We start from the raw sequence: 20,858 nt of genomic DNA, 5'->3' as shown, positions 1-20,858 counted from the left end.
CGGGAAAATTAAGATGGCTGTCCACACAAGTTCAAAGCAAAAAAACATTGTTCCTGGTGTCATAACCGGCGAGCAAGTGTCCCGGCTGTACAGCCATGCCAGACAGCATGGTTATGCGCTACCCGCGGTCAATGTGGTGGGTACACAATCAGTTAATGCCACCCTGGAGGCTGCTGCAGAGGTAAAATCTCCGGTGATTATTCAGTTATCTAATGGCGGTGCACAATTTTTTATTGGCAAGTCAGTGCCGCTGGATAAGCACGAGGCTGCAATTGCCGGGGCTATAGCAGCCGCAAACTATGTTCACAGCGTTGCGCATCATTACCAGGTACCGGTTATGTTACATACTGACCATGCAGCAAAACCCTTACTACCCTGGATTGACGGCTTACTGGAAGCGGGTGAAGCGCATTTTGCCACTACCGGAAAGCCACTGTTTAGTTCTCACATGTTGGACTTATCCGAAGAGTCTTTGCAGGACAACATTGCTATTTGTGAGCGCTATCTCACCCGCATGGCGAAAATGGGAATGACCCTGGAAATTGAGTTGGGCTGCACTGGTGGAGAAGAAGATGGTGTGGATAACAGCCATCTGGACAATTCTGCACTTTATACACAGCCTGAAGATGTGGCCTGGGCCTACGAAAGGCTCAGTAAGATTAGTCCAAACTTCATTATCGCCGCCTCATTTGGCAATGTTCACGGCGTTTACAAACCCGGAAATGTAGTACTGACCCCGGAAATACTGAGGGATTCTCAAAAGTATGTATCTGCCAAATTTGATTTGCCAGACAACAGCCTTAATTTTGTTTTTCACGGGGGTAGCGGCTCTGATCCGGAAAAAATTGCCGAATCTCTGAGGTACGGCGTGGTAAAGATGAACATTGATACAGACACCCAGTGGGCCAGCTGGCAGGGTGTAAAGCACTACTATGAGGAAAAACACGCCTACCTGCAATCCCAGATAGGTAACCCAGATGGTGACGATAAACCCAATAAGAAACACTATGACCCCAGGGTCTGGTTGCGCCAGGCTGAGCAGCAGATGGCGAAGCGATTGACGCAGTGTTTTGCTGATCTCAACTGCCTAAACCGGTATTCCTGATGCGTCGTTGAATCCCTGTTTTGAAACAAGATGGCGTGGATTCTGACTTAATTATGCTGATTCGCACCATATTGGCTGCCTGCAAAGAAATTGCCTTTCGGGTCAGTCAGGCTACATTCTCTATGTATCCCAAAGAGGACAGAGCAGGGTACCAGAATGGTAAAATTCATTTGTTTAACCAGGCCAATCCTCCAATTGCTTTCTTGCCTGAGCGGGCCAGTGCTAAAGCCATGGCAAATGGTCAACGCAAGCCTGTAATTGCCGGTTCAGCTGCTCCCGTCAATGTATTTAATCAGTGTGTTTATTCTGTGGGAAGTCAGGTTTTATGATCGAGTTCAGGTGGGTGATTATTGCGCTATTGTGGTGTGCGCCGATGAGCGTGGCAGTGTCAGGAGAGACGTCACATGGCGGTCTTCACCAACAATTGCCTGAAGGCAAGCTGTTGGGTGACTGGCGGCATTTGAAATCGGATGTTAGTCCTTCAGAAAACTTTGATTTGCTGGACTGGAGTCTGACGTTACCTACCGACCTGAACAAAGATGGCAAGGCCGACATGATATACGAGCAACCCTTGAGCGAGGGCTTTACCCTTAACCCTTTGTTTTATACCGCTGCTGATGGTGGAATGGTCTTCGCCTGCCCGAATGAAGGAGCCAGGACCTCAAAAAACACCCGCTATCCCAGAACGGAATTAAGAGAAATGTTGCGTCGTGGCAATACCCGGATTAAAACTCAGGGGATCAGTAAAAACAATTGGGTATTTAGCTCTGCTCATGGCTCTGTACGCCGTGACGCCGCAGCGGTAGACGGGAGCCTGGAAGCGACGTTGGCAGTCAACCGGGTCTCTGTGAGTGGTGATCCCAAAAAAGTTGGACGGGTTATCATAGGACAAATTCACGCCACTGATGATGAACCCATTCGTCTGTACTATCGCAAATTACCTCACAATGATTTGGGAGCCGTGTATTTCGCACATGAGCTTAACGGGGGGGAAGACTTATGGGTTGAGATACTCGGGTCCCGATCCAGCGACTGGCGCGCTCCCGATGATGGCATCCGACTCAATGAAAAGTTTAGCTATAAAATCACTGTTCAGGACGAAGTGTTGTATGTGACCTTGATCCGGGAAGGAAAACAAAATATTCACAAATCTCTGGATATGAGGCAAAGCGGTTACGGCAGCAATAGTCAGTATATGTATTTTAAAGCCGGTGTTTACAATCAGAACAACAGCGGCGATGCCAGAGACTATGTACAGGCGACTTTTTATCATCTGAATAATATGCACGCAGGATACGGATACTGAACTGCAGTCTCCGAGCAAGACCGCAGTTATACATGCCAACCGTTGAGCACTATCTCTTTTTGCAAGGTCGTATCGGATTCTTGTCTTTCGCACCTTAAACTTTATCATCTCACAACTTTGCAATTACCAATATTAGAAAATTGGTAACTGTGTTGCTGTAATTTTGTAATATCTCATTTACTTATGTTGTAAATTAATTGTTATTTTTATTTGTGCAATGATGGTAAATTTTGTGAAAGTGTGTTTATATTTACCTATAGGTTAACAAAAACTCTGTTAATATTATTACCAATAATTGGGTTTTGTGTCTTTTATTGGTAATCAGGTCGGTAAAATCATGAAGTTGGAGATTCAAACCATCATGAAACGAAAAGTACTTACGCTCTGTACCATCGCAATGGCTCTCGCTGGTTGCGGTGGTGCATCAGATAATAATCCAAATACCCGAGGTTCGGTAACGTTGCAGGGAACTCCCACAACCGGGCAAACACTCACCGCTACTGTCAGTGACCCAGATGGCATTTCCGGTTCCGTGACTTATATTTGGTATGCCGATGGAGAACGCATTGAAGGTGCCAGCCAGAGTGCATTTTTGTTAACCGATGCGCAAATCGGTGCCGCTATTTCGGTCCAGGCTTTGTATACCGATGATGAAGGAATTAATGAATCACATATCAGCGGTGCTACATCGGGTGTGGCTGCAATACCCTTTGCGGGATTGGTCAGTGTCACAGGAGAGGCTGTCGTTGGTGGGCAGCTAAATGCCAGTTTGTCTGATGACAATGGAATAGAAAGCGCTACGGTAGCCTGGCAGTGGTATGCCGATGATGAAGCTATCGCCGATGCAGTTCAGTCTACCTTAGATTTACAGGAAGAGCAGTTTGGTACTCTCATCACGGTTTCAGCAAGTTATACCGATGATCGCGGTTTTGACGAAGCGATAGTTTCAGATCCTGTAGGACCGGTTTCAAGAGTGAACTCGCAAGGCGCTGTGACGATTTCCGGTACGCCAACAGTGGGGAATACGCTGAGTGCTGAAATTGATGATGCTGATGGTGCTTCTGGTGAAATCAGCTATCAATGGTACGCCGATGATGTGGCTATTGAAGGTGCTACTGAGTCTACTTATGTGGTTGAAGAGTCGTTGATCGGCAGCGTGATCACCGTATTGGTGAGCTACGTGGATGATAATGGGTTTACCGAAGAGAACCTGTCTGAACCCACCATTGAAGTGGCTAGTGTTGCCGTCGATGAAGCGGGCAGTATTGTTATTCAAGGCACTAAACCTTATCTTGCCGATGCGGTATTAACGGCAGTTATCACGGATAACAATGGTGTCGATAATGCCAATGTCAGCTATACCTGGATGGCCGACGGCGCAGTGATAGCAGGTGCTCAGGGGAATACACTGACTCCGATTAACCAGGCCGGCACTGTGATTTCGGTCAGTGCCAGCTACGTCGACAATGACGGTTTTAGTGATAGTGTCGAAGCGAATTTAGATTCGGTGATATACAGCCAGGTGGTAACCGATGCAGATGGTTTGTTGGCCGCTGTGAATGGCGGATTAGCAGATGGCAGTGTCGTTGGACTTAATACCAATGTTTACAGTGATTTGGATGAAATTTCACTGAGCAGTAGTGTGCAATTACGGGCTGTTGAAGAACAAATGCCGGTGATCTCCGGTGAACTCTGTATCCATGTTGCCGCAACGGCTGCTGGTAGCAGAATCAATGGCATTACCTTTACGGATATTGATACCAAAGCCGGTTCATTTTGTGAAACCGAAGAGCAGGCGGTAATTTATTCAGAGGCGGATAACTTTATGTTCAGCCAAAACACCTTATCCGGGGATCAGGCAGCGCTGAACGAAAGCACGCATCATTGGTTAATGCTGAAAGGTTCAGGTGCTGTTATTGAACGCAATACCTTTACCGGCAGAAACAACGCGGAAAAAGGCGCGGTGATAAAACTTGCATCGGCAGGATCTGATCACCTCATTCAGTACAATCTGTTCAGCAATAGCGACAACCCAAATTTTGATGATTCCAGTTTATTATTGCTAAATGTTGGCAGCACCACTGGCACTGATTCGGCTGAAAATAGCGGCTTTACTATTCGCTACAATCGCATTGATAACTTTGTTACTGGGCGTCGATTGATGCGGGTGCAAACGTCTGGCGCCACAATTCACGGCAATACAATTATTGATGCCAACGGCGGTATTTCGCTGGAAGATGGTGGATTCAACACCGTCACCGACAATATCATTATTCGTACCACCGATATCGCCGGCTCCGACGACCGCCCCAGTGGAGTGCTGATCACACCATTGGGTCACACAGTGGAAAACAATTACATCGCAGGGATTCGCTCCACCAATAAAGAAGCGGGTGGACTGGTGTTTACTCCAAATCCATTTTCCCAGGCTGACGGCGGTGTGCCAAATAGTGGCAACCAGGCTATTTTAGATGGCACCGGTGATTTAACTTTATCGGTGAAAAACAACACGGTTCTGAACTCGATTCAACCTATTGTTTTCAGTACTGAGATTGGCTCTAGAGCGCCGGTTGGCGACTGTGACGAACTGACAGCCGACAACAGCCCGGTGTTGTATTCATTGACCAAAAACTTTTTTGTCATCGATTTTGATGCCAATCTTATCGCCAATGGACTAAACAATGATCCTCTGGCACAAGGCTTGTTTTTGCCCTTCGATGCCAGCAGTAGTGACCACACTTTTGAATATGATTGCGATCTGATCAATCACGACCAGTCCTTTTTCTCCAACAACTTTGGTTTCAGTGATAGTTACGCCTCTGGCGATGTGGAAGATGAATACTGGGTGGACATTCGCAATATGAATGGCAATGGACAGTTTGACACCGACGGTGCGGTAGACCAGGACCCTGGTGCTAACGGCAAAGAAGCACCTGATTTGATAACCGCCTCCAATACCCTGACCGAAACCAACCCCGATGGCGCTCAGGCCATTGCAGGAGCGAAAGGCCTACACTATATCCAGGCGACAGAGGTTGGCGCAGGATCAACATGGGTGGCTCAGGATGATTAATCGTATGGCAGCAAACATCCTTATTAGACCTTTTAACAAACGACACGACGCCTTTGGCGCACTCGAATTGACCACGGAGAACCTGTAATGTCGTTGCAAACAGAATTTAAAACTTTTTCCACTAAACGTGCTTTTGCGTTGAATCCCGTTGCCAACTGGTTGCGCAAAGGTTTATTGGTTACGTTGGCGGGAGCCGCCACTTTTCCGGTATTGGCTCAGGAACAAACGAGCGAGCAGCAGGCAACGGATGTTGAAGTGATTGACGTGGTGGGGACCCGCAAGACCATTCAGGATCAGATTGCGATTAAACGCGAAGCCACCACAGTAGTCGATGGTTTGTCTGCCGAAGACATCGGTGACTTACCGGCATTGTCTATTGGTGAAGCACTGGAGTCCATTACCGGTGCGGCATCGCATCGTGAAAACGGCGGAGCCACCGAAATTACCATTCGCGGTCTGGGCCCTTTCTTAAGCGCAACCCACATCAATGGGCGGGAAGCGACCAATGGCAGTGGCGACCGTTCGGTAAATTTCTCGCAATTTCCTTCTGAGTTAGTGAAAAAAGTTGCGATATACAAAACCCAGGACGCTTCCATGATAGAAGGTGGTGTTGCTGGTGTGGTATCGCTTGAGACTTTGCGCCCTCTGGATTTTGGGAAGCAACGGGTCCAGGGTGAAGTAAAACTCAACTACAACCCTGACGAGAGCAACATTGAAAACTCCCTGCAAAGTGACCTGGGATACCGGGGCACGTTCAGTTACGTGGATCAGTTCGAATTAAACAATGGCCAGGCGATCGGTTTGTCGTTTGGTATTCAGCGTCAGGATATTAGTCAGCCTGAAGCGGAATATCGCAGTTCCAGTCCAACCGGGTCTTCGTTATGGGCCTGTCTCAACGACCCTTATAATACCAATGAGGGCTTCTATCGCAGTAGCGCTGGTGATTGTGAAGATCAGGTTAGTGGCAGTAGCAATCAGGGTTATGACACACAAATTGATCCGGAGACCGGCCGTGCTTTAAGCGATGGAACACCCTATGCCTGGACGGGAAGCAGCCGCAGTTATCGTCAGAATGAAACTTCTGATGAGCGCGACGCGTTATTTTTTGCGTTGCAATATCAGCCTTCCGATGCCTGGGAAATAAACCTTGATGCTCAATTTTCAGATCGTATTCAGGCTGAAGCGCGTCATGATTTGATCTGGTTACAAAAAAGAGCAACACCCGGGGTTACCGGTCCGACGCTGATCACCAATCAGGTGGGGGGTATTTTACACTGGGAAGGTGAGGAGCGATTCGAATCGGCGGGTGAACAGTTCTCTCGTGAAGAAAATTACCGCGGTGCTGGTATCAATATCGAGCATTTTGCAACCGACAAACTATCACTGATATTTGATTTATCTTATTCACAGACTAAGCGTGAAGAACTGCAAATATCTAACCGTGGCAGAACCGCTAATCGTCCATTCTTTACCTGGGACATGGGGGAATATATTCCGCACATCACGGTGACGGATTTTGATGTGACTGACATAGCAAACTTCACCGACAGCCTGCGTACCAGGATTGATAGGGAAAACGTTCGCGATAACGAAGTGATTGGCGCACGTCTGGACTTTAATTATGAGTTGGATGGCGGAGCCTTTACCAGTATTCAGGGTGGACTGCGATTATCTGAGCTGACATTTGTGCAATACGGTGGTAGTCAGGGCAATGGTTCACGTAATGAATTTAACCTGGACACGGGGCAGATTTCGGCACTCGAGGTATTGCAGAGTTGTCAGATAGAATTTCCGGAAAGTGATTTTCTGTCCAGCGTTTCAGACGGCGATCTCATTACCCATATTGATGGCGATGGCAATCTGGTTTCCAGTGGCACAGGTTCTTCCTGGGCAACGTACAACAATCAGTGTTTCTCAGAAGCTGTGGTTGCTTCAAATGGCGGCCAATTCTTATATCCCGGTGTTGAATATCAAAACTCCGGTACCAAAGATGTCACAGAAAAAACCACCGCGGCCTACCTGATGGCGAACTATGACACAGAAATGTGGAACAAAGTGGTTCGAGGCAACTTTGGTGTCAGACTGGTGGATACTGAGGTTACTTCTATAGGTTTCAGAAACAGTTTTGATGTGGTTTCAGATGAGTTTGGTGTATTGAGTCTGGTAACGGGTGATTCACTGGAGCGCATAGAAGGTGGCGGGGATTATTTTGAAGTGCTGCCCAGTTTTAACTTTGTGACGGATTATAGTGACACAGTATTGCTGCGTGCGGGAATTTATCGCGGTATGTCCAGAGCGGACCCAGGAGATCTGGGATACAGTCGCACCTTCCAGACGGACGATGACGTAGCCCCCACTACGCTGTCAGATCTGTTTGTGGGCGCCAATGGCTCTGGTAATCCCAATACACAGCCGCTGATGTCATGGAACTACGATTTGGCTGTGGAATATTATCCAAACGAAGACTCGATCTTTGCATTGAGTGTCTACTACAAGCAATTCCAGGGCGGTTTCCAGCAGCGTACAGAACTGGAATCCTTTATTGTGGATGGCCAGGAAGTGATCCTGCCTGTCACTAATTCCGTCACCAATGAAGATGAAAGTGATTTGTTTGGTATCGAAGCCTCTATTGCCTATCGTTGGGACAATGGGGTAGGGGTTAAATTTGGCTACAACTACGCCGATACTGACTTTGAGTTTGAAGACAGCAATTATGGCAATACTTTTATCACCGATGTGAATGGTAATAGCACGCAATTAACTGCTGGTATTGTGCCAGCGGGGTCTGTGCCAGGCTTCTCTGAGCACGTCTTCAGTGGGCAATTGTATTATCAGATTGGCGATCTGGATACGGCATTAATTTACAAGTATCGAAGCGAGTATTTTCAGCCTTACACCAGCAACGGAACACGTTTGCGTTATGTGGATGAAGTGGGCGTTTGGGAGGCAAGAGCTTCCTATAAAATCAATAAGAACATTCGCGTAAAGGTCGAAGCTATCAACCTGTTCAGTGCACCTAAATCTCAGGATTTTTATGTGCAGGATAACCTGGGTGAAGTAAACGACTACGGTCCTCGCTTGTTCGCGGGTATCAGCTTCAAATATTAATCGTTAACCTAAATAGCGCTCACCAGTACAGTGAGCGCTCTTCACTCTATCTCTCCTCTGGCCAGAACCGCCATCTTAGCTCTAAATTTAATTTAACCAATACACCTATATTAATACTGATTTATTTTGACTATTGCTGCGTTTTATTTTGAGTGAGATGTCTGCGAATAACGGCCAATCTTTAAATCGAAAGGTGCATGCCGGAGTGGGCAACGAAGCTCAGTTGGTTGCAGGCTGGTCGTGTCGAACAGGGGCACAGTGATACCCCTGAATTTATCATTCTTTATTCGCACGATGAACATCGGGCGTGTTGTGTCACTCCGGGGGATGTAAAGCTGAGTGCTTTGTACACCGCCAGGGGGGGGAGGCTTTTTCATTTTGTCCAGGAACGCTGAAACCATTGAGTTCAGCCGAGTTGTCTTCGAAATCAATGCAGTTGGTGTTCATCGCTATGAGAAAGGTGGATTTGTTCGAATCCGCATTACTGAGTTTGCGGAGGAGATAATTAATTACTATGGAAAAACGTCAAAAAAACTCACCAGGCTAATCTGCTGACGAATTGGGAACGGCCTGCCACTGTGAGCAGCGCTAAAACTAAACGCCAGTTCAGGCAGAATCTGGCGTTCTTATTAGGAGGGGCAGGCCAACGTTAGTTGGCTGGTAGTAGTTTTAACTGCGAAAAGCTAACACTTACATAGTCACCATTTTGTTTATCAACTTCCCAGTCCCCGGTACCGGCACACCCTGCATACCAGAACCCTGGTTGATCCTTAACGCTGCATTGATTGTAAGCTCCGGCTTTGAAGTAGTGCCAGTCACCCGCGTATCCCTGCGGGTGATCTCTGGTATCAGGTATGCCCAAGGCATCAATGTTGTTGGACAGATCTATCTGGTATTCCACGGGTTGATGGCCATCAGCTGTAAAGTTCAAATGCATTACATTGCCGGAAACATGGACCTCATAGCTAAAACTCTCTCCCAACGCTATACCAGTGTCACCGGGATCTTGTTGATTCTCCCAGGTAAAACCCCAAACAGGGTAGGCAACGTCGATACGATGGGGGTCCTGCTTGGGGAGGTTGCGCTCATAGGTCCAGAAAACTGAGCCGGTATTATGCTCAGGCCACTTTTTATAATAAATTTTTAGAGGCTCGTTACCCCAGCCAAAGCCCTGGTTTTGCTTGATTAAGTGGTTGTCTTTTCCGGCGTGGATCTGACCTATAACAACAGAGTACGCGGGGTATTTTTCGGGGTGTCTTGCATTGACCGCCACATGATTGACTTTCAGTGTGGCCTGCATAATACCGCCGGTAGCACCAAAAGATTCGTTATTTGGGTGTGCCTTGAGAGCGAAGTTATTCCCCGGAGCTTTGGTTTTAATTTTTTTGTTTGTCCCTCGCAGCATTTGTCTCAGCTCACTTCGGGTATTGGTGGAGGTGGCGGTGGTGGCTGCTTTATTCGGAGCCTGAAAGGTTAAATTACCTTGTTGATCGACAAAGAAATAGTCGCTGTGGCTATAGGCCTGAATCTCTGCAACATCAACCTCATCAACTTTGCCACTATTGTCGCCGTCCATAGGTAAAGTGATCTTCCAGTGGCTCAGATCGAATTGGTCAGCGGGAAGGGAAGTCGCCAGCGCTTCAGGTAAACCTGTTGTCGCCCACAAACTCAGAGAAAGTATTGTAGCCTGTCGTTTTAAAGCCATCGTTTAACTCCTGTTATCTTTAATCTTAACGGATATTTTCAGCATAGACACAATCCCGGGACAAATACTTCGGGTCCTAAATCTAACTAAATGTTAAACAATAGTTAACCAATAATCAATATTGGTAATAATTAAATGTTAACTAGATGTTGATTTTGGTTATCCTGTTGGTATATAAGTTTATTGGTATCTGTTAAATGGCAACCAGACAGGCACTCTCAAATTATATCCATTGCAGCGTTCTTGCTGTTACATGCTGACAGGTTAGGAGGAAGAAATGAAACCCGGAATATTGCTTTTTTTATTGTTGTTTTACAGTGTCACTGAAGCTGCAGCGTGGGCTGATACGATAAAAGTGAACAAGGTAGTAGGTGAAAAGGAAGAATTGATTCTATCTATTCTTGAGCTGGCACTGCGCAAGTCTGGTAATACGCTGAATTTAGCTCAGTTGGACACCGAGATTCCGGTGGGGCGGTTGGTGGAAGAAACCGATGCAGGCCTTATAGATCTGATGTGGGCGGGCTCTTCTAAAGTGCTCGATGACAAGCTTAACGCGGTACGTATCCCCTTGTTAAAGGGGCTTTTAGGCCACCGGATATTTATTATTCGTCAAGGTGATCAGGCTCGTTTCGACTCGGTGACCAGTTTATCCAGTCTTAGTCAGTTTACCGCGGGCATGGGGCACTTCTGGGGATCGACGCGGGTCTTGAAAGAAGCGGGGTTGAAGGTGGAAACCAGTGTTAAATATCAGAATCTATTCCACATGCTGGATGGCGGAAGATTTGATTATTTTCCTCGGGCGGCGCATGAACCCTGGTCTGAGGTTAAATCTCGCCCGGAACTGGGGTTGCAGGTGGAGAAAAATCTGTTACTGATTTATCCCTACGCCATGTATTTTTATCTGCGCAAAGACAGTGTTCAATTGCATGCAAGCATATTGAACGGGCTGGAGCAGGCCATCACCGACGGTAGCTTCGACAGCTTGTTTTTTGCCAACCCTATGATTAAATCCGCCGTCGAAGAAAGTCATTTTAGCCATCGTGTTGTAATGCGAATCGCCAATCCTGATATGCATCCCGACACACCTGTTGGTCGCCCTGAATTGTGGTTGGATATAGCAAAATTATAAATAATGCTATCTGCTTCTAAAAAAATATTGGTTGTCCAGGACGGGGATTCTCCCCTGTTCTGACAACGGATAACTGCTTCGGAATTTACCCGCAACTCGCCATCTCTGAACACCATCGCCACGGCTAACCCTGTTTCTCACTTCCCTTTTTAACGCCTTGAATTTTAATCAAAAAATCTTGGGTACACAGCCAGATTCCAGCCGTGGAGTCCGTTTTCTGAAAATCCTGAAATGGCGTTATTTCTTGTAAAAACACAATGAAAACATACCAATTTGTAAGTGCTTTTATGTTCTTGGTAAATGTTTATGGTAAGTTAAATGGTGAACCAAGGGGTTGACCAAAAGTGTTTTGTGTTGTAAAAAATATGTGAAGCTTTTGTAAAGGCCAATTGGTGATTTGCAAATGTTTCGTTAAACACACAACTAACTATGGAAACCAAGATGAGACCTAATCTATCCAAAATCACTCTGGCGGTGCTCTCTGTAACCGCGCTGAATACGCTAAACCCGGTATTGGCTCAGGAAGAAAGCACCGACGAAGCCGACAATGTCGAAGTTATTCAGGTATCTGGCATTCGGGGATCTCTGACCAACGCCTTGGCTGAAAAACGTTCAGCCTATAATCTCGTTGAAGTGATACAGGCTGTCGATATTGGTAAATTGCCGGATCAAAACCTGGCGGAAGTTTTGGAGAATGTGACGGGGATTCAGATTACCCGGGAAGCGGGGGTAGGAACCGGAGTACAAATTCGGGGCACCAATGCTAACAGAACTGAGATTAATGGGGTTTCCACAGTAGGTTCCGGTTCTGGCCGCAGTGGTATTAATTTCGAAGATGTGTCGGCGGCAATCATTTCCGCTGTTGAAGTCACAAAGGCCCCCGAGGCTAAAACCATCGAAGGGTCTGTGGGTGGTACTATAAATCTGCGAACCATTCGCCCGTTACAATTGGATGACACCCTGGCGTCAGTGCGTGTGCAGGCCGAAGACAGCAGTCTCTCTACCGATGGCATGACCCCGCGTATCTCAGGATCTTACGGTGACAACTGGGACCTGGACAATGGACGTTTTGGTATCGTATTGAGTGGCAGTTATACAGAACAGGACGTATCTGCTTTTCGTCCCAGAGTGGATCGTGACAATGTTGTGCTTGCTGACAGTGGCGTAGCGAGTGCTCAGGCCTTTGATTTTCTGCCTATTCAGTTTTTAAATCAGGACTATGACAACTACGAGTACGAGACTAAGAATTTTTCCGGTACGTTAGAATGGGAATTAGACAATAATCTCAAGTTTTATTTTGATGCGGTGATCAATGATCAAGAGCGCCGTGAAGAGAGCTCCAGAGTGCAGGCTTCGGGCGTAAGTGATTTGAGAAACGTCTCAGTGCCCAGTGCTTTTGAAACCGTGAACTTTGGCAGTCTGGATGGTGTTGAACTGGGGAGTATTCAGGCGGCATTGCAAGGGGTTATTCCTGTTGAGGAAGGCGGTGCGGATCCCAATCTGCGCTTTTCCAGTGATACCAATTCCCGTATCACCAAAAGTAAAATCTTCCGTTTAGGCGGTGACTGGAATGGCGATAACATTAGCGTCAGTGTGGAGGCATCAACGTCCAATTCAGATTCAACAACCCCCAGCATTAATACCACTTTAAATTTTATTAACCCCAATGCCGAAATAAACTCTTCCAATGAAAACGGAACGCCCTTTGCCTACGACCTCGATGGTGCACTGGCATTTGGTATCGCCTTTGATGAGGCAAATTCACCTACGGCAGCGCAACTACTTGACCCGGCAAACGTCGTTTTACGCGATGTCAGTGTGGGCCGTGATGTGGCCGAGAACGGTGAAGATGCGTTCAGAGTGGATGTTAATTACGCACTGGATTTCGAATATATCAGCTCTGTTGATTTTGGCTACCGTTTCAACAAATCTACCAGTTTGCGTGATCAGGTGCGCTCCAATCTGGGTTTGAGAAGTATGGCCGACAGTCCTTCTGGTGATTTGTTTGCAGAACTTCTCACTCCGGGCCCCACCAACTTTGGCGATGCCGATGGTCGGGATTTGTTTGTACGGGATTATTTGCTCATTAACCCGGAACTTGTTGCGTCTGACCCCGATGGCGTGCTGGCCACCCTCAATGCCGCGATTACCGCTCATGGTGGAAGCCGTCCTATTGATTCACCTACATCAGCTGTCAGTGGCTTTTTTGATATAGAAGAAGAAACTAATGCGCTGTTTGCTCAGGCAAACTTTGAAGCCGGTATTTTCAGAGGTAATGTGGGTTTGCGTTATGTTGAGACGGAGGTGAAATCCGTGGGTAACTCCATTACCCAGGATGCCAATGGCAATCAAATTGTGGAGCAGGTGACGTCTAAAGGTGACTACAGTTTTGTGTTACCCAGACTGAATATCGTGGCGAATGTTACGGATGATGTTTTGGTGCGCACTGGCTGGTCAAAAGATATTCGTCGTCCTGATTTTGACGATCTGTCTACTTCTGTAACCTTCAGTACCAGCCCTAACCCTCCGGTATCAATTGGAAATCCCGGGCTGGAGCCTGAAGAAGTTACTTCGTTTGATATTTCTGCTGAATGGTATTTTGCACCAGCCAGCGTGGTGAGCATTGGTTACTTCCACAAAACCCGTAGTGCATTGCACGTTATGCAGCAAACTGACCCTTACGAAGATCCCACCACAGGGTATCGCGATACCACAGGACCTGACTGTGAGCAGGGCGGTATCTTTAATCCAATCGCTGACATCAATGTGTTTGGCCCTAACGTAGGAGTTGGTGTTTGTGTTCCGACATCCACCACTATCAATGACTCAGGCGAAACCACACAAAAAGGTATCGAGGTGGCCGTTCAGTACGACTTGTCAGAATTTGAAAGTGAGTTGGGGTGGGCGTCAGGCTTTGGTGTTATTGCGAACTATACCAAGCAAGAATTCTCTGGTGGTGAGTCGTTTGATACAGGAACGAGTCGGGCAAATGCGGTATTCGCCGCCACTACCGGGGTTGAGGATATAGAAGTAACGGCATTGCAGTCACTTATTGATCTGTCTGAAAACGCCTATAACCTGACTGTTTACTATGAGAAATACGGGTTGTCAGCGCGGGCCAGATATACCTGGCGTGAGGCGTACCGCTCAATTGACTTCGGCAGTACCAGCAGTTTTCCATGGGGCTTTCCGGTGGTTCAGGATGATCGCGGCCAGTTAAATGCCAGTATCAGCTATGACGTTAATGAGAACCTTAACATCGGAGTGGAAGCGGTTAACCTGACCAAGTCTGACGTTGAACAATACTGCATAAATGAAGGGGCGCTGTTGTGTTATCAAGGCTTAACTGACCGACGCATTACCTTCGGTGCCAGCTATCGCTTTTAATCAACCGCTGTCAGCACTGTTAAAATAGCAAGCCCTGGGCTTGCTATTTTTTTGCCTGAAATGGGGGAACTGAAGAAACGGCGCCCATTACTCAGAGCGCCGCATGGACGAGGCTATTGAGATAAATGAGATATTGAATACAGGCCGCGGGTTTCGCTGGTTTTTCTGCGAATTTCTTCCAGCGCTTTTTTCTCGCTGGCATCAAATAACGCGTTAATAAGACGATTAAAATGATCGTGCATGGCCTTTCTGGCTGCGGATGAGTCGCGTTTAGCAATCGCTTCATAGATGGCGGTATGTTCTTTAAGTCGTTGTTCAATACCTTGCGAACAAACATCCTGATAAGCGGCAATAATTTGTGGCCGGGTGCGTCTCAACTCCCATAAATTTCTAACCGACAGTAACAACGCGCTATTGCGGGTGGCTTTGGAAATTATTTCGTGAAAACGCATATCGGCTTCTTCTGCCGTCTCCATGACTTTCATGTCTTCCAGTGCCTGCGCAAGGCGATTTAACTCTTCTTCTGATATTGTGGCTGCCGCCAGTGCAGCCGCTTCTGCCTCAACCAGGGCTCTGGCCTGGGTTAGTTCAAAAGCGCTGATCTCTTTTAATAGTTTGTCAGACTCATCCGCATCGGTAACAAACACGCCGGAGCCGGTTTTAACTTCTACCTTACCGCGCACTTCAAGAGCTATAATCGCCTCCCTAATGGTGGGGCGGCTGACGTCAAATGCTTCTGCTAACTCCCGTTCAGCGGGTAAGCGACTGCCAGCGGCGTATTCACCTTGCTCTATTAACGATTCGAGTTTATCAACCACTGTCCAGAAGCGACGACGACTTTTCATTTGAGAGATCTCTTTTCTTTATTGGTAATAATTAACCATTTAGCGACAATATTCACTTTGGCCACATAAAACCTGACATAGGGTAATTTTGTGGCAACAAAGAGCAGTTTAAATAATAGTCTAAAACTATAAATTGGTAATGCCTTTTTTACTAATTGGTAACATAGCTAGTTGTAACTGGCTTGTCAATTGCCATCGCGCATCAGTAACGTACCTGATTGTGACTTTTACCTCGTGCTGATGCTATGCAAACACCAGTGTACACAGTGTCCATAAAACAGCAGCGCCACCGGCAGCCATAGTCGCCGGAATGATTTGAGTTTTGACGTGGTCCATCAAATCACAACCGGTTGTCATCGCACTTAGAATCGTGGTATCGGAAATCGGTGAACATTGATCGCCATACACACTGCCATTTAACACAGTGGCAAAACATATCATCATAAAGATTTCCGGATGAGCCAGTCCCTGCGATTGCGCAATTGCCCAGGCCAGTGGCATCGCCAGCGGAAATGCGATCGCATACGTCCCCCAACTGGTACCGGTGGAAAAAGCGATCAGCATGGTCATACATTGCAATATCACCGGCAACGCCCAAAAGGGCAGTTGTTGACCTAACAAATCCACCAAAAACAGGCCGCCGCCAATTTCCTTGCTGATGCCGCCGATGGTAATGGCCAGCATTAGCACCACTGAGGCCACTACAACACCTTTCAGACCATTGCCAAAGCCATCCATGATTTGCCCCAGGGTCATGCCTTTGACCAGCGCCATTGCCAGGCACAGTGCCAGCGCCGCGCCAAACGCCCAGTGAATTTTAGGGGTACCTAAAAATACAAAGGTAAGAATCGCCACAGCCAGCAGCATCACTAAGGGTAAGATGAATTCCAGTGGTGAAGACCGGTAGCCTTGTGGCACCTGCGGTTGATGTAACTCTTTGGCGCTGATGGGCTTTGCTGATGGCGCATCTAACTCGCCGGTGGCCTGTGTGCGTTGCCATGCTTTTCTGAGCGGTTTTCCGGCCAACTGAAAATGGTTTAGGCTAACCAACAGGGTGCCGGTAATGGCCAACATGGCGTAAAAGCTAAAGGGAATGCTGCTAAAGAAAAAGCTGATGCGGTCGGCTTCGGTGGCCAGAAAGGTAACTCCGGGCACAAAAATCAGTGCCTGCACATAGGCAGGCCAGGCGTTAAAGGCGATGAGTGAGGCTATCGGTGATGCCGTGGAGTCTACGATGTAACTCATTTCTTCGTGGCTGACGTTGGCCTTATCAGCCATGGGCTTTACCGTAGTACCTACCAGCACGGTACTCATGGTGCCGCCCTGAAAAAACAAAACGCCCAGGCTCCAGGCGATGACTTTCGCAGAGCGGGGGCCTTTAACAAAATGTCGGGTCATGTATTCGGCAAAGGCTTGAGCTGCCCCGGTTTTAGACCAAATGCCTAACAAGCCACCTAATAACCACAAATACAAAATTAAGATACTGGCGGCATTGTCTGTTCCGACACTGGGGATCAGCACCTCTCCGGTTATATCAAATTTACCCAGGATAATGGCGCCCACCAGTATGCCACTAAGCAAGGCCGCCACCGGTTCGCGGGTCAACAGACACATGAGTATCGCTACCAGTGCAGGCAGTAACGACCAGAGACCCAGATGATAATCGGCTTTCAGTAGCAGTATTTTTTCCGGATCATCATCCTCATACACCCACTGAGATTGTAAGTCAGGAGCACCCTGCAGTTGGTTCAGTGCAGTTTGGTTTAACGGTGACAGTGAGCGGGCTATCGGTGCTTCAATCTGCACTTCTTTACCGCGTTCGACATATACTGTTTGCCCTTTGCTATTTTCATACAAATCGTAGCGGAGTTGTTGTTCTTTCCAGGTGGGCGGAACGGCGATAAAACAGTATATGGCAGCGACGAGTGATAACAGCAGCAACGCACCGGCGCTTTTATTGTTGAAGTTCCCCAGAGATATTCCCAATGTAGTCAGACCTTATTGTTATTTTTTAGTTGATCACTTCAGCCAGTTTGCCACTATACATAAATTCGCGGAAAAATCGCAAAATTCATACCCAACTTCAGAGCGTGTTACCCCAGGTGGTAAATTACAGGGCAACAGGTTCTGGCAAACAACCAGGAAGCATTATGAAAAAAACAGTGTTAGCCGTGTTGGCAGGCTTAGTAATTGGTCAGGCTTCGGCCCATGACCGATTTGAAAATGTTGAAATTAAAGCGGCGAAGTTATCTGAATCCGTCCACATGCTGTCCGGCGCTGGCGGCAACATTGGGGTATCTGCCGGAGACGATGGCGTACTGGTGATTGACGATCAGTTTGAAGAACTGGGACCGAAAATCCGCGATGCTATCAAATCTATTTCCGACAGCAAAATTCGGTATCTGATCAACACCCATTATCACGGCGATCACACCGGCAGCAATGCCTGGTTTAAGGATAACGAAGACGTTACCATTTTTGCCCACGACAATGTCAGAATGCGTCTGATTAGCGACGAAAAGGTGTCCGGAAGCGCATTACCGGTAGTGACCTATGAGCAAGGCGTTAAGTTTCACTTTAATGGCGATACCATTCACGTCAAACACGTTCCTGCCAGTCACACCGATGGCGACAGTTTTGTCTGGTTCGAAAAACAAAACATTATTCATGCCGGTGACATGTTGTTTAAAAACTGGTTTCCCTACATCGACCTTGATGGGGGCGGCACAGTGCAGGGATATATGAATACCTTACAGGCCATGATTGATGCCGCAGATGAAAATACGCAGATTATTCCCGGACACGGCGCACTGGCAAATCGTCAGGATCTGCAAAACTCTTTGCAAATGCTGCAGGTGACAGCAAAAGAAATCAAAGCCCGTAAAGACGCCGGAATGACTATGGATGAAGCCGTAGCAAAAGGGCTGGATAGCAAATGGGACAGCTGGTCCTGGAATTTTATCCCTACCGAGCGTTGGATTAAGACGCTGTATAAAGGGCAGTAATGGTGTGCGAAGGGAGCGCAAGCTCCCTTTTGTGCTTTTTTTAAAGTGCGCTACTTCTCAACGCTGGTCGGCTATGACTTTGACCCACTGTAAACCTCAGACATATCCTGGTTGCCAATCTTCAGGTTTTGTCTGCGCTATCAGCTTGTTTCGCGAAAGGGCCAGATGTGTATGGACTTTGAACACTGCAGCGACGGTTATTTAAGCAACACAAAGTGGGCCAATGTCATTCTGTTGATTTAACTAACGAGTGTCTTTTCCATTGTCTTTTTGCACATAAAGTTCGCCATCGTATAAGCCCTGAATGGTGAGCTTTTGTGAGGACAAGGCTTTGATGTAATCAATGTGATCCTGTTCGATTAATTGTCCTGGCACCAGTAACGGAATACCGGGCGGATAGGGGGTTACTAACCCGGCAGCGATGCGACCGACGCTGTCCTGCCAGGCGATAGATTCCCGCTGACTAAAAAAGGCGTCAGAAGGCAGGGTCACCAAATTAATGGGTGGGATTGCGGCCGGTAACACGCTTTTGCGTTTGCTTTTGTTTAGTGACACCGTGCCGGAGTCCAGCTTCTTCAGGGCGTTGTACAGGCGTACAATTTTAGAGCGCATGCCACCCAGGGTCAGCAATACCAAAATGGTGCTGTGGGTGAACTTCTCGATTTCCAGGCCCACTTCATTCATCAGGAAGCGATGAATCTCCTGATTAGAATAATCCAGTGCTGAAATATCCAGCAGGATTTTCAGTGGATCATGCCCAAGGTTATCTGTTTCAAAATGGGTGAACATCTTTTTAAAGTCGGCCGGATTCAGAATACGGATCCGTTTAAACTGACTGACCTGCTGCTTCAGTTGATTTACGTTGTCCAGCAATTCGTTGAGGATCTTAAAGCCTTCCATTTCTAGCTGTTTGCGACACACATCCAGCGAAGCAATGATCTGGTATTTCGGCGAGGTGCTGGTATGGATGCTATACACTTCTTTAAAGAAGTCTTTGTCAAAATCCGGGTCGTTGACGTGGATATAAGAGGCCTGTGAAAAGGCAGAAACCACTTTATGGGCAGAGTGAGTAACATAGTCTGCGCCGGCGGCAATCGCTGAATAGTGACGAAAATCCGGGTGGAACAGCGAATAGGCAAACCAGGCTTCGTCGATGAATACCTTTACTCCGCGCGCGTGGGCCATGTCTACCACTTGTTTAATGTCGGTTAAAATACCGTCGTACGTACAACCGGTCAGTACGATTAATTTGGCGTTGCTGTGTTGTTCCAGCATAGATTTAATCTGTGCCAGAGAAGGCGGGGCGAAGATACCGTATTCGGCATTTAACTTGCTGTCCAGGTACAAGGGCATGGCCCGGGCCTGGACGATGCCGTAGTGCACAGATTTGTGGCAATTGCGGTCCACGATCACCTCATCGCCTTCGCGCAACAGGGTTTGCAATATGATCTTGTTCGAGGTGGATGAGCCGTTAGTGACAAAATAGGAATGTCTGACGTGAAAGGTATTGGCCACGTTTTCCTGTGACTTGCCAATAGCGTGTGTGCTGTCAGATAAAGAGCCTAAGGAATCAACGCTGACCGATAAATCACTGACAAATACATTGCGACCAAAAAAGCGATAAAAATCGCTGATAAAGGGCGAATGTCGAAAACTGGCGCCGCCGCTGTGGCCGGGTGTGTGCCAGGAGTCATTGGCTTCCACCGCGTAATCCTTGTAGGCGGTCCAGAAGGGGGTTTCACTGCGGTCATCAAAGTCATTGATGATGTAACCCAATATCGACTCCGGATCGGTGATGATGTCGTTGCGATAGAAAAAGGCTTCGACACCGGAGGTCTGATCGATGATTTCAAGTCCTTTTATGGCATCGCCTAAAACATAGACAGGTAACTCTATACGAATAGCCTTGATTGCATCGATTACTGCAGAGTTGTTGGCAATTTTGCCTTGCTGATCGGGGGTTATCTCTTCCCAGTTTACGGTGGTGTCCCAACTAAAAATAACGGCCTGTATGTCACCATCGGTATTCACCAGCTGTAGTGCCTCGCTGACATTGCTGGCCTGCAACACGGTTAAGTCTATATCAGAACGATCAAAATGGTCGATAGAATCAGTGATACTGGTGTGAATTTGCTCCAGCAAATCCGGCGCGTCTTCGATAATCAGAATAGATAACTTTGGCAGCATAACGAGGT

General features: G+C 47.3%; 11 protein-coding genes and 1 pseudogene. 8 read left to right on the top strand and 4 right to left on the bottom strand.

The genetic code is table 11. The features are described from left to right. Window positions 1-13 precede the first annotated feature (13 nt). From fbaA to AC0J20_RS06910, 5 genes and pseudogenes are all read left to right on the top strand, one after another. Window positions 14-1,105 (top strand): class II fructose-bisphosphate aldolase, encoded by a 1,092-nt coding sequence (gene fbaA / locus AC0J20_RS06930; RefSeq protein ID WP_473021143.1) that lies wholly within the window; start codon window positions 14-16, stop codon window positions 1,103-1,105. A gap of 11 nt (window positions 1,106-1,116) precedes the next feature. Continuing rightward, window positions 1,117-1,215: pseudogene (locus AC0J20_RS06925) on the top strand (class 1 fructose-bisphosphatase); the annotation flags it as partial. Between the two features lie 215 nt (window positions 1,216-1,430). After that, window positions 1,431-2,411 (top strand): polysaccharide lyase family 7 protein, encoded by a 981-nt coding sequence (locus AC0J20_RS06920; RefSeq protein WP_473021142.1) that lies wholly within the window; start codon window positions 1,431-1,433, stop codon window positions 2,409-2,411. 361 nt (window positions 2,412-2,772) lie between these two features. Beyond that, window positions 2,773-5,484, top strand: coding sequence for a poly(beta-D-mannuronate) lyase (locus AC0J20_RS06915; RefSeq protein WP_473021175.1), 2,712 nt, complete (start codon window positions 2,773-2,775; stop codon window positions 5,482-5,484). A gap of 87 nt (window positions 5,485-5,571) precedes the next feature. Beyond that, entirely contained in the window at window positions 5,572-8,592 is a 3,021-nt protein-coding gene (locus tag AC0J20_RS06910; RefSeq protein WP_473021141.1) for a TonB-dependent receptor, read from the top strand. Window positions 8,593-9,241: 649 nt separating this feature from the next. Here the strand turns inward: AC0J20_RS06910 and AC0J20_RS06905 are convergent. Beyond that, complete coding sequence (locus AC0J20_RS06905; RefSeq protein WP_473021140.1) at window positions 9,242-10,297, bottom strand: polysaccharide lyase family 7 protein; 1,056 nt, start codon at window positions 10,295-10,297, stop codon at window positions 9,242-9,244. Between the two features lie 277 nt (window positions 10,298-10,574). Between AC0J20_RS06905 and AC0J20_RS06900 the strand changes: the two genes are divergently transcribed. Beyond that, window positions 10,575-11,426, top strand: coding sequence for a diguanylate cyclase (locus AC0J20_RS06900; protein WP_473021139.1), 852 nt, complete (start codon window positions 10,575-10,577; stop codon window positions 11,424-11,426). Between the two features lie 441 nt (window positions 11,427-11,867). Continuing rightward, window positions 11,868-14,813, top strand: coding sequence for a TonB-dependent receptor (locus AC0J20_RS06895; protein WP_473021138.1), 2,946 nt, complete (start codon window positions 11,868-11,870; stop codon window positions 14,811-14,813). Window positions 14,814-14,926: 113 nt separating this feature from the next. Here the strand turns inward: AC0J20_RS06895 and AC0J20_RS06890 are convergent, their stop codons facing one another. Both AC0J20_RS06890 and AC0J20_RS06885 read right to left on the bottom strand, forming a co-directional pair. Beyond that, window positions 14,927-15,658 (bottom strand): FadR/GntR family transcriptional regulator, encoded by a 732-nt coding sequence (locus AC0J20_RS06890; protein WP_229528419.1) that lies wholly within the window; start codon window positions 15,656-15,658, stop codon window positions 14,927-14,929. A 243-nt stretch (window positions 15,659-15,901) separates the two neighbouring features. After that, window positions 15,902-17,644 (bottom strand): Na+/H+ antiporter NhaC family protein, encoded by a 1,743-nt coding sequence (locus AC0J20_RS06885; RefSeq protein ID WP_473021137.1) that lies wholly within the window; start codon window positions 17,642-17,644, stop codon window positions 15,902-15,904. A 164-nt stretch (window positions 17,645-17,808) separates the two neighbouring features. Between AC0J20_RS06885 and AC0J20_RS06880 the strand changes: the two genes are divergently transcribed. Continuing rightward, window positions 17,809-18,663 carry an MBL fold metallo-hydrolase gene (locus AC0J20_RS06880; protein ID WP_229528421.1) on the top strand — a complete coding sequence of 285 codons (855 nt, stop codon included), beginning with the start codon at window positions 17,809-17,811 and terminating at the stop codon, window positions 18,661-18,663. Window positions 18,664-18,906: 243 nt separating this feature from the next. Here the strand turns inward: AC0J20_RS06880 and AC0J20_RS06875 are convergent, their stop codons facing one another. After that, a complete protein-coding gene (locus tag AC0J20_RS06875) occupies window positions 18,907-20,850 on the bottom strand; it encodes an aminotransferase class V-fold PLP-dependent enzyme (protein WP_473021174.1) in 1,944 nt (647 codons plus the stop codon). Window positions 20,851-20,858 lie beyond the last annotated feature (8 nt).

The organism is Planctobacterium sp. R6 (assembly GCF_055755215.1).
The sequence above is the reverse complement of the archived record's forward strand: the minus strand, read 5'-3'. Positions and strand labels throughout refer to the sequence as shown.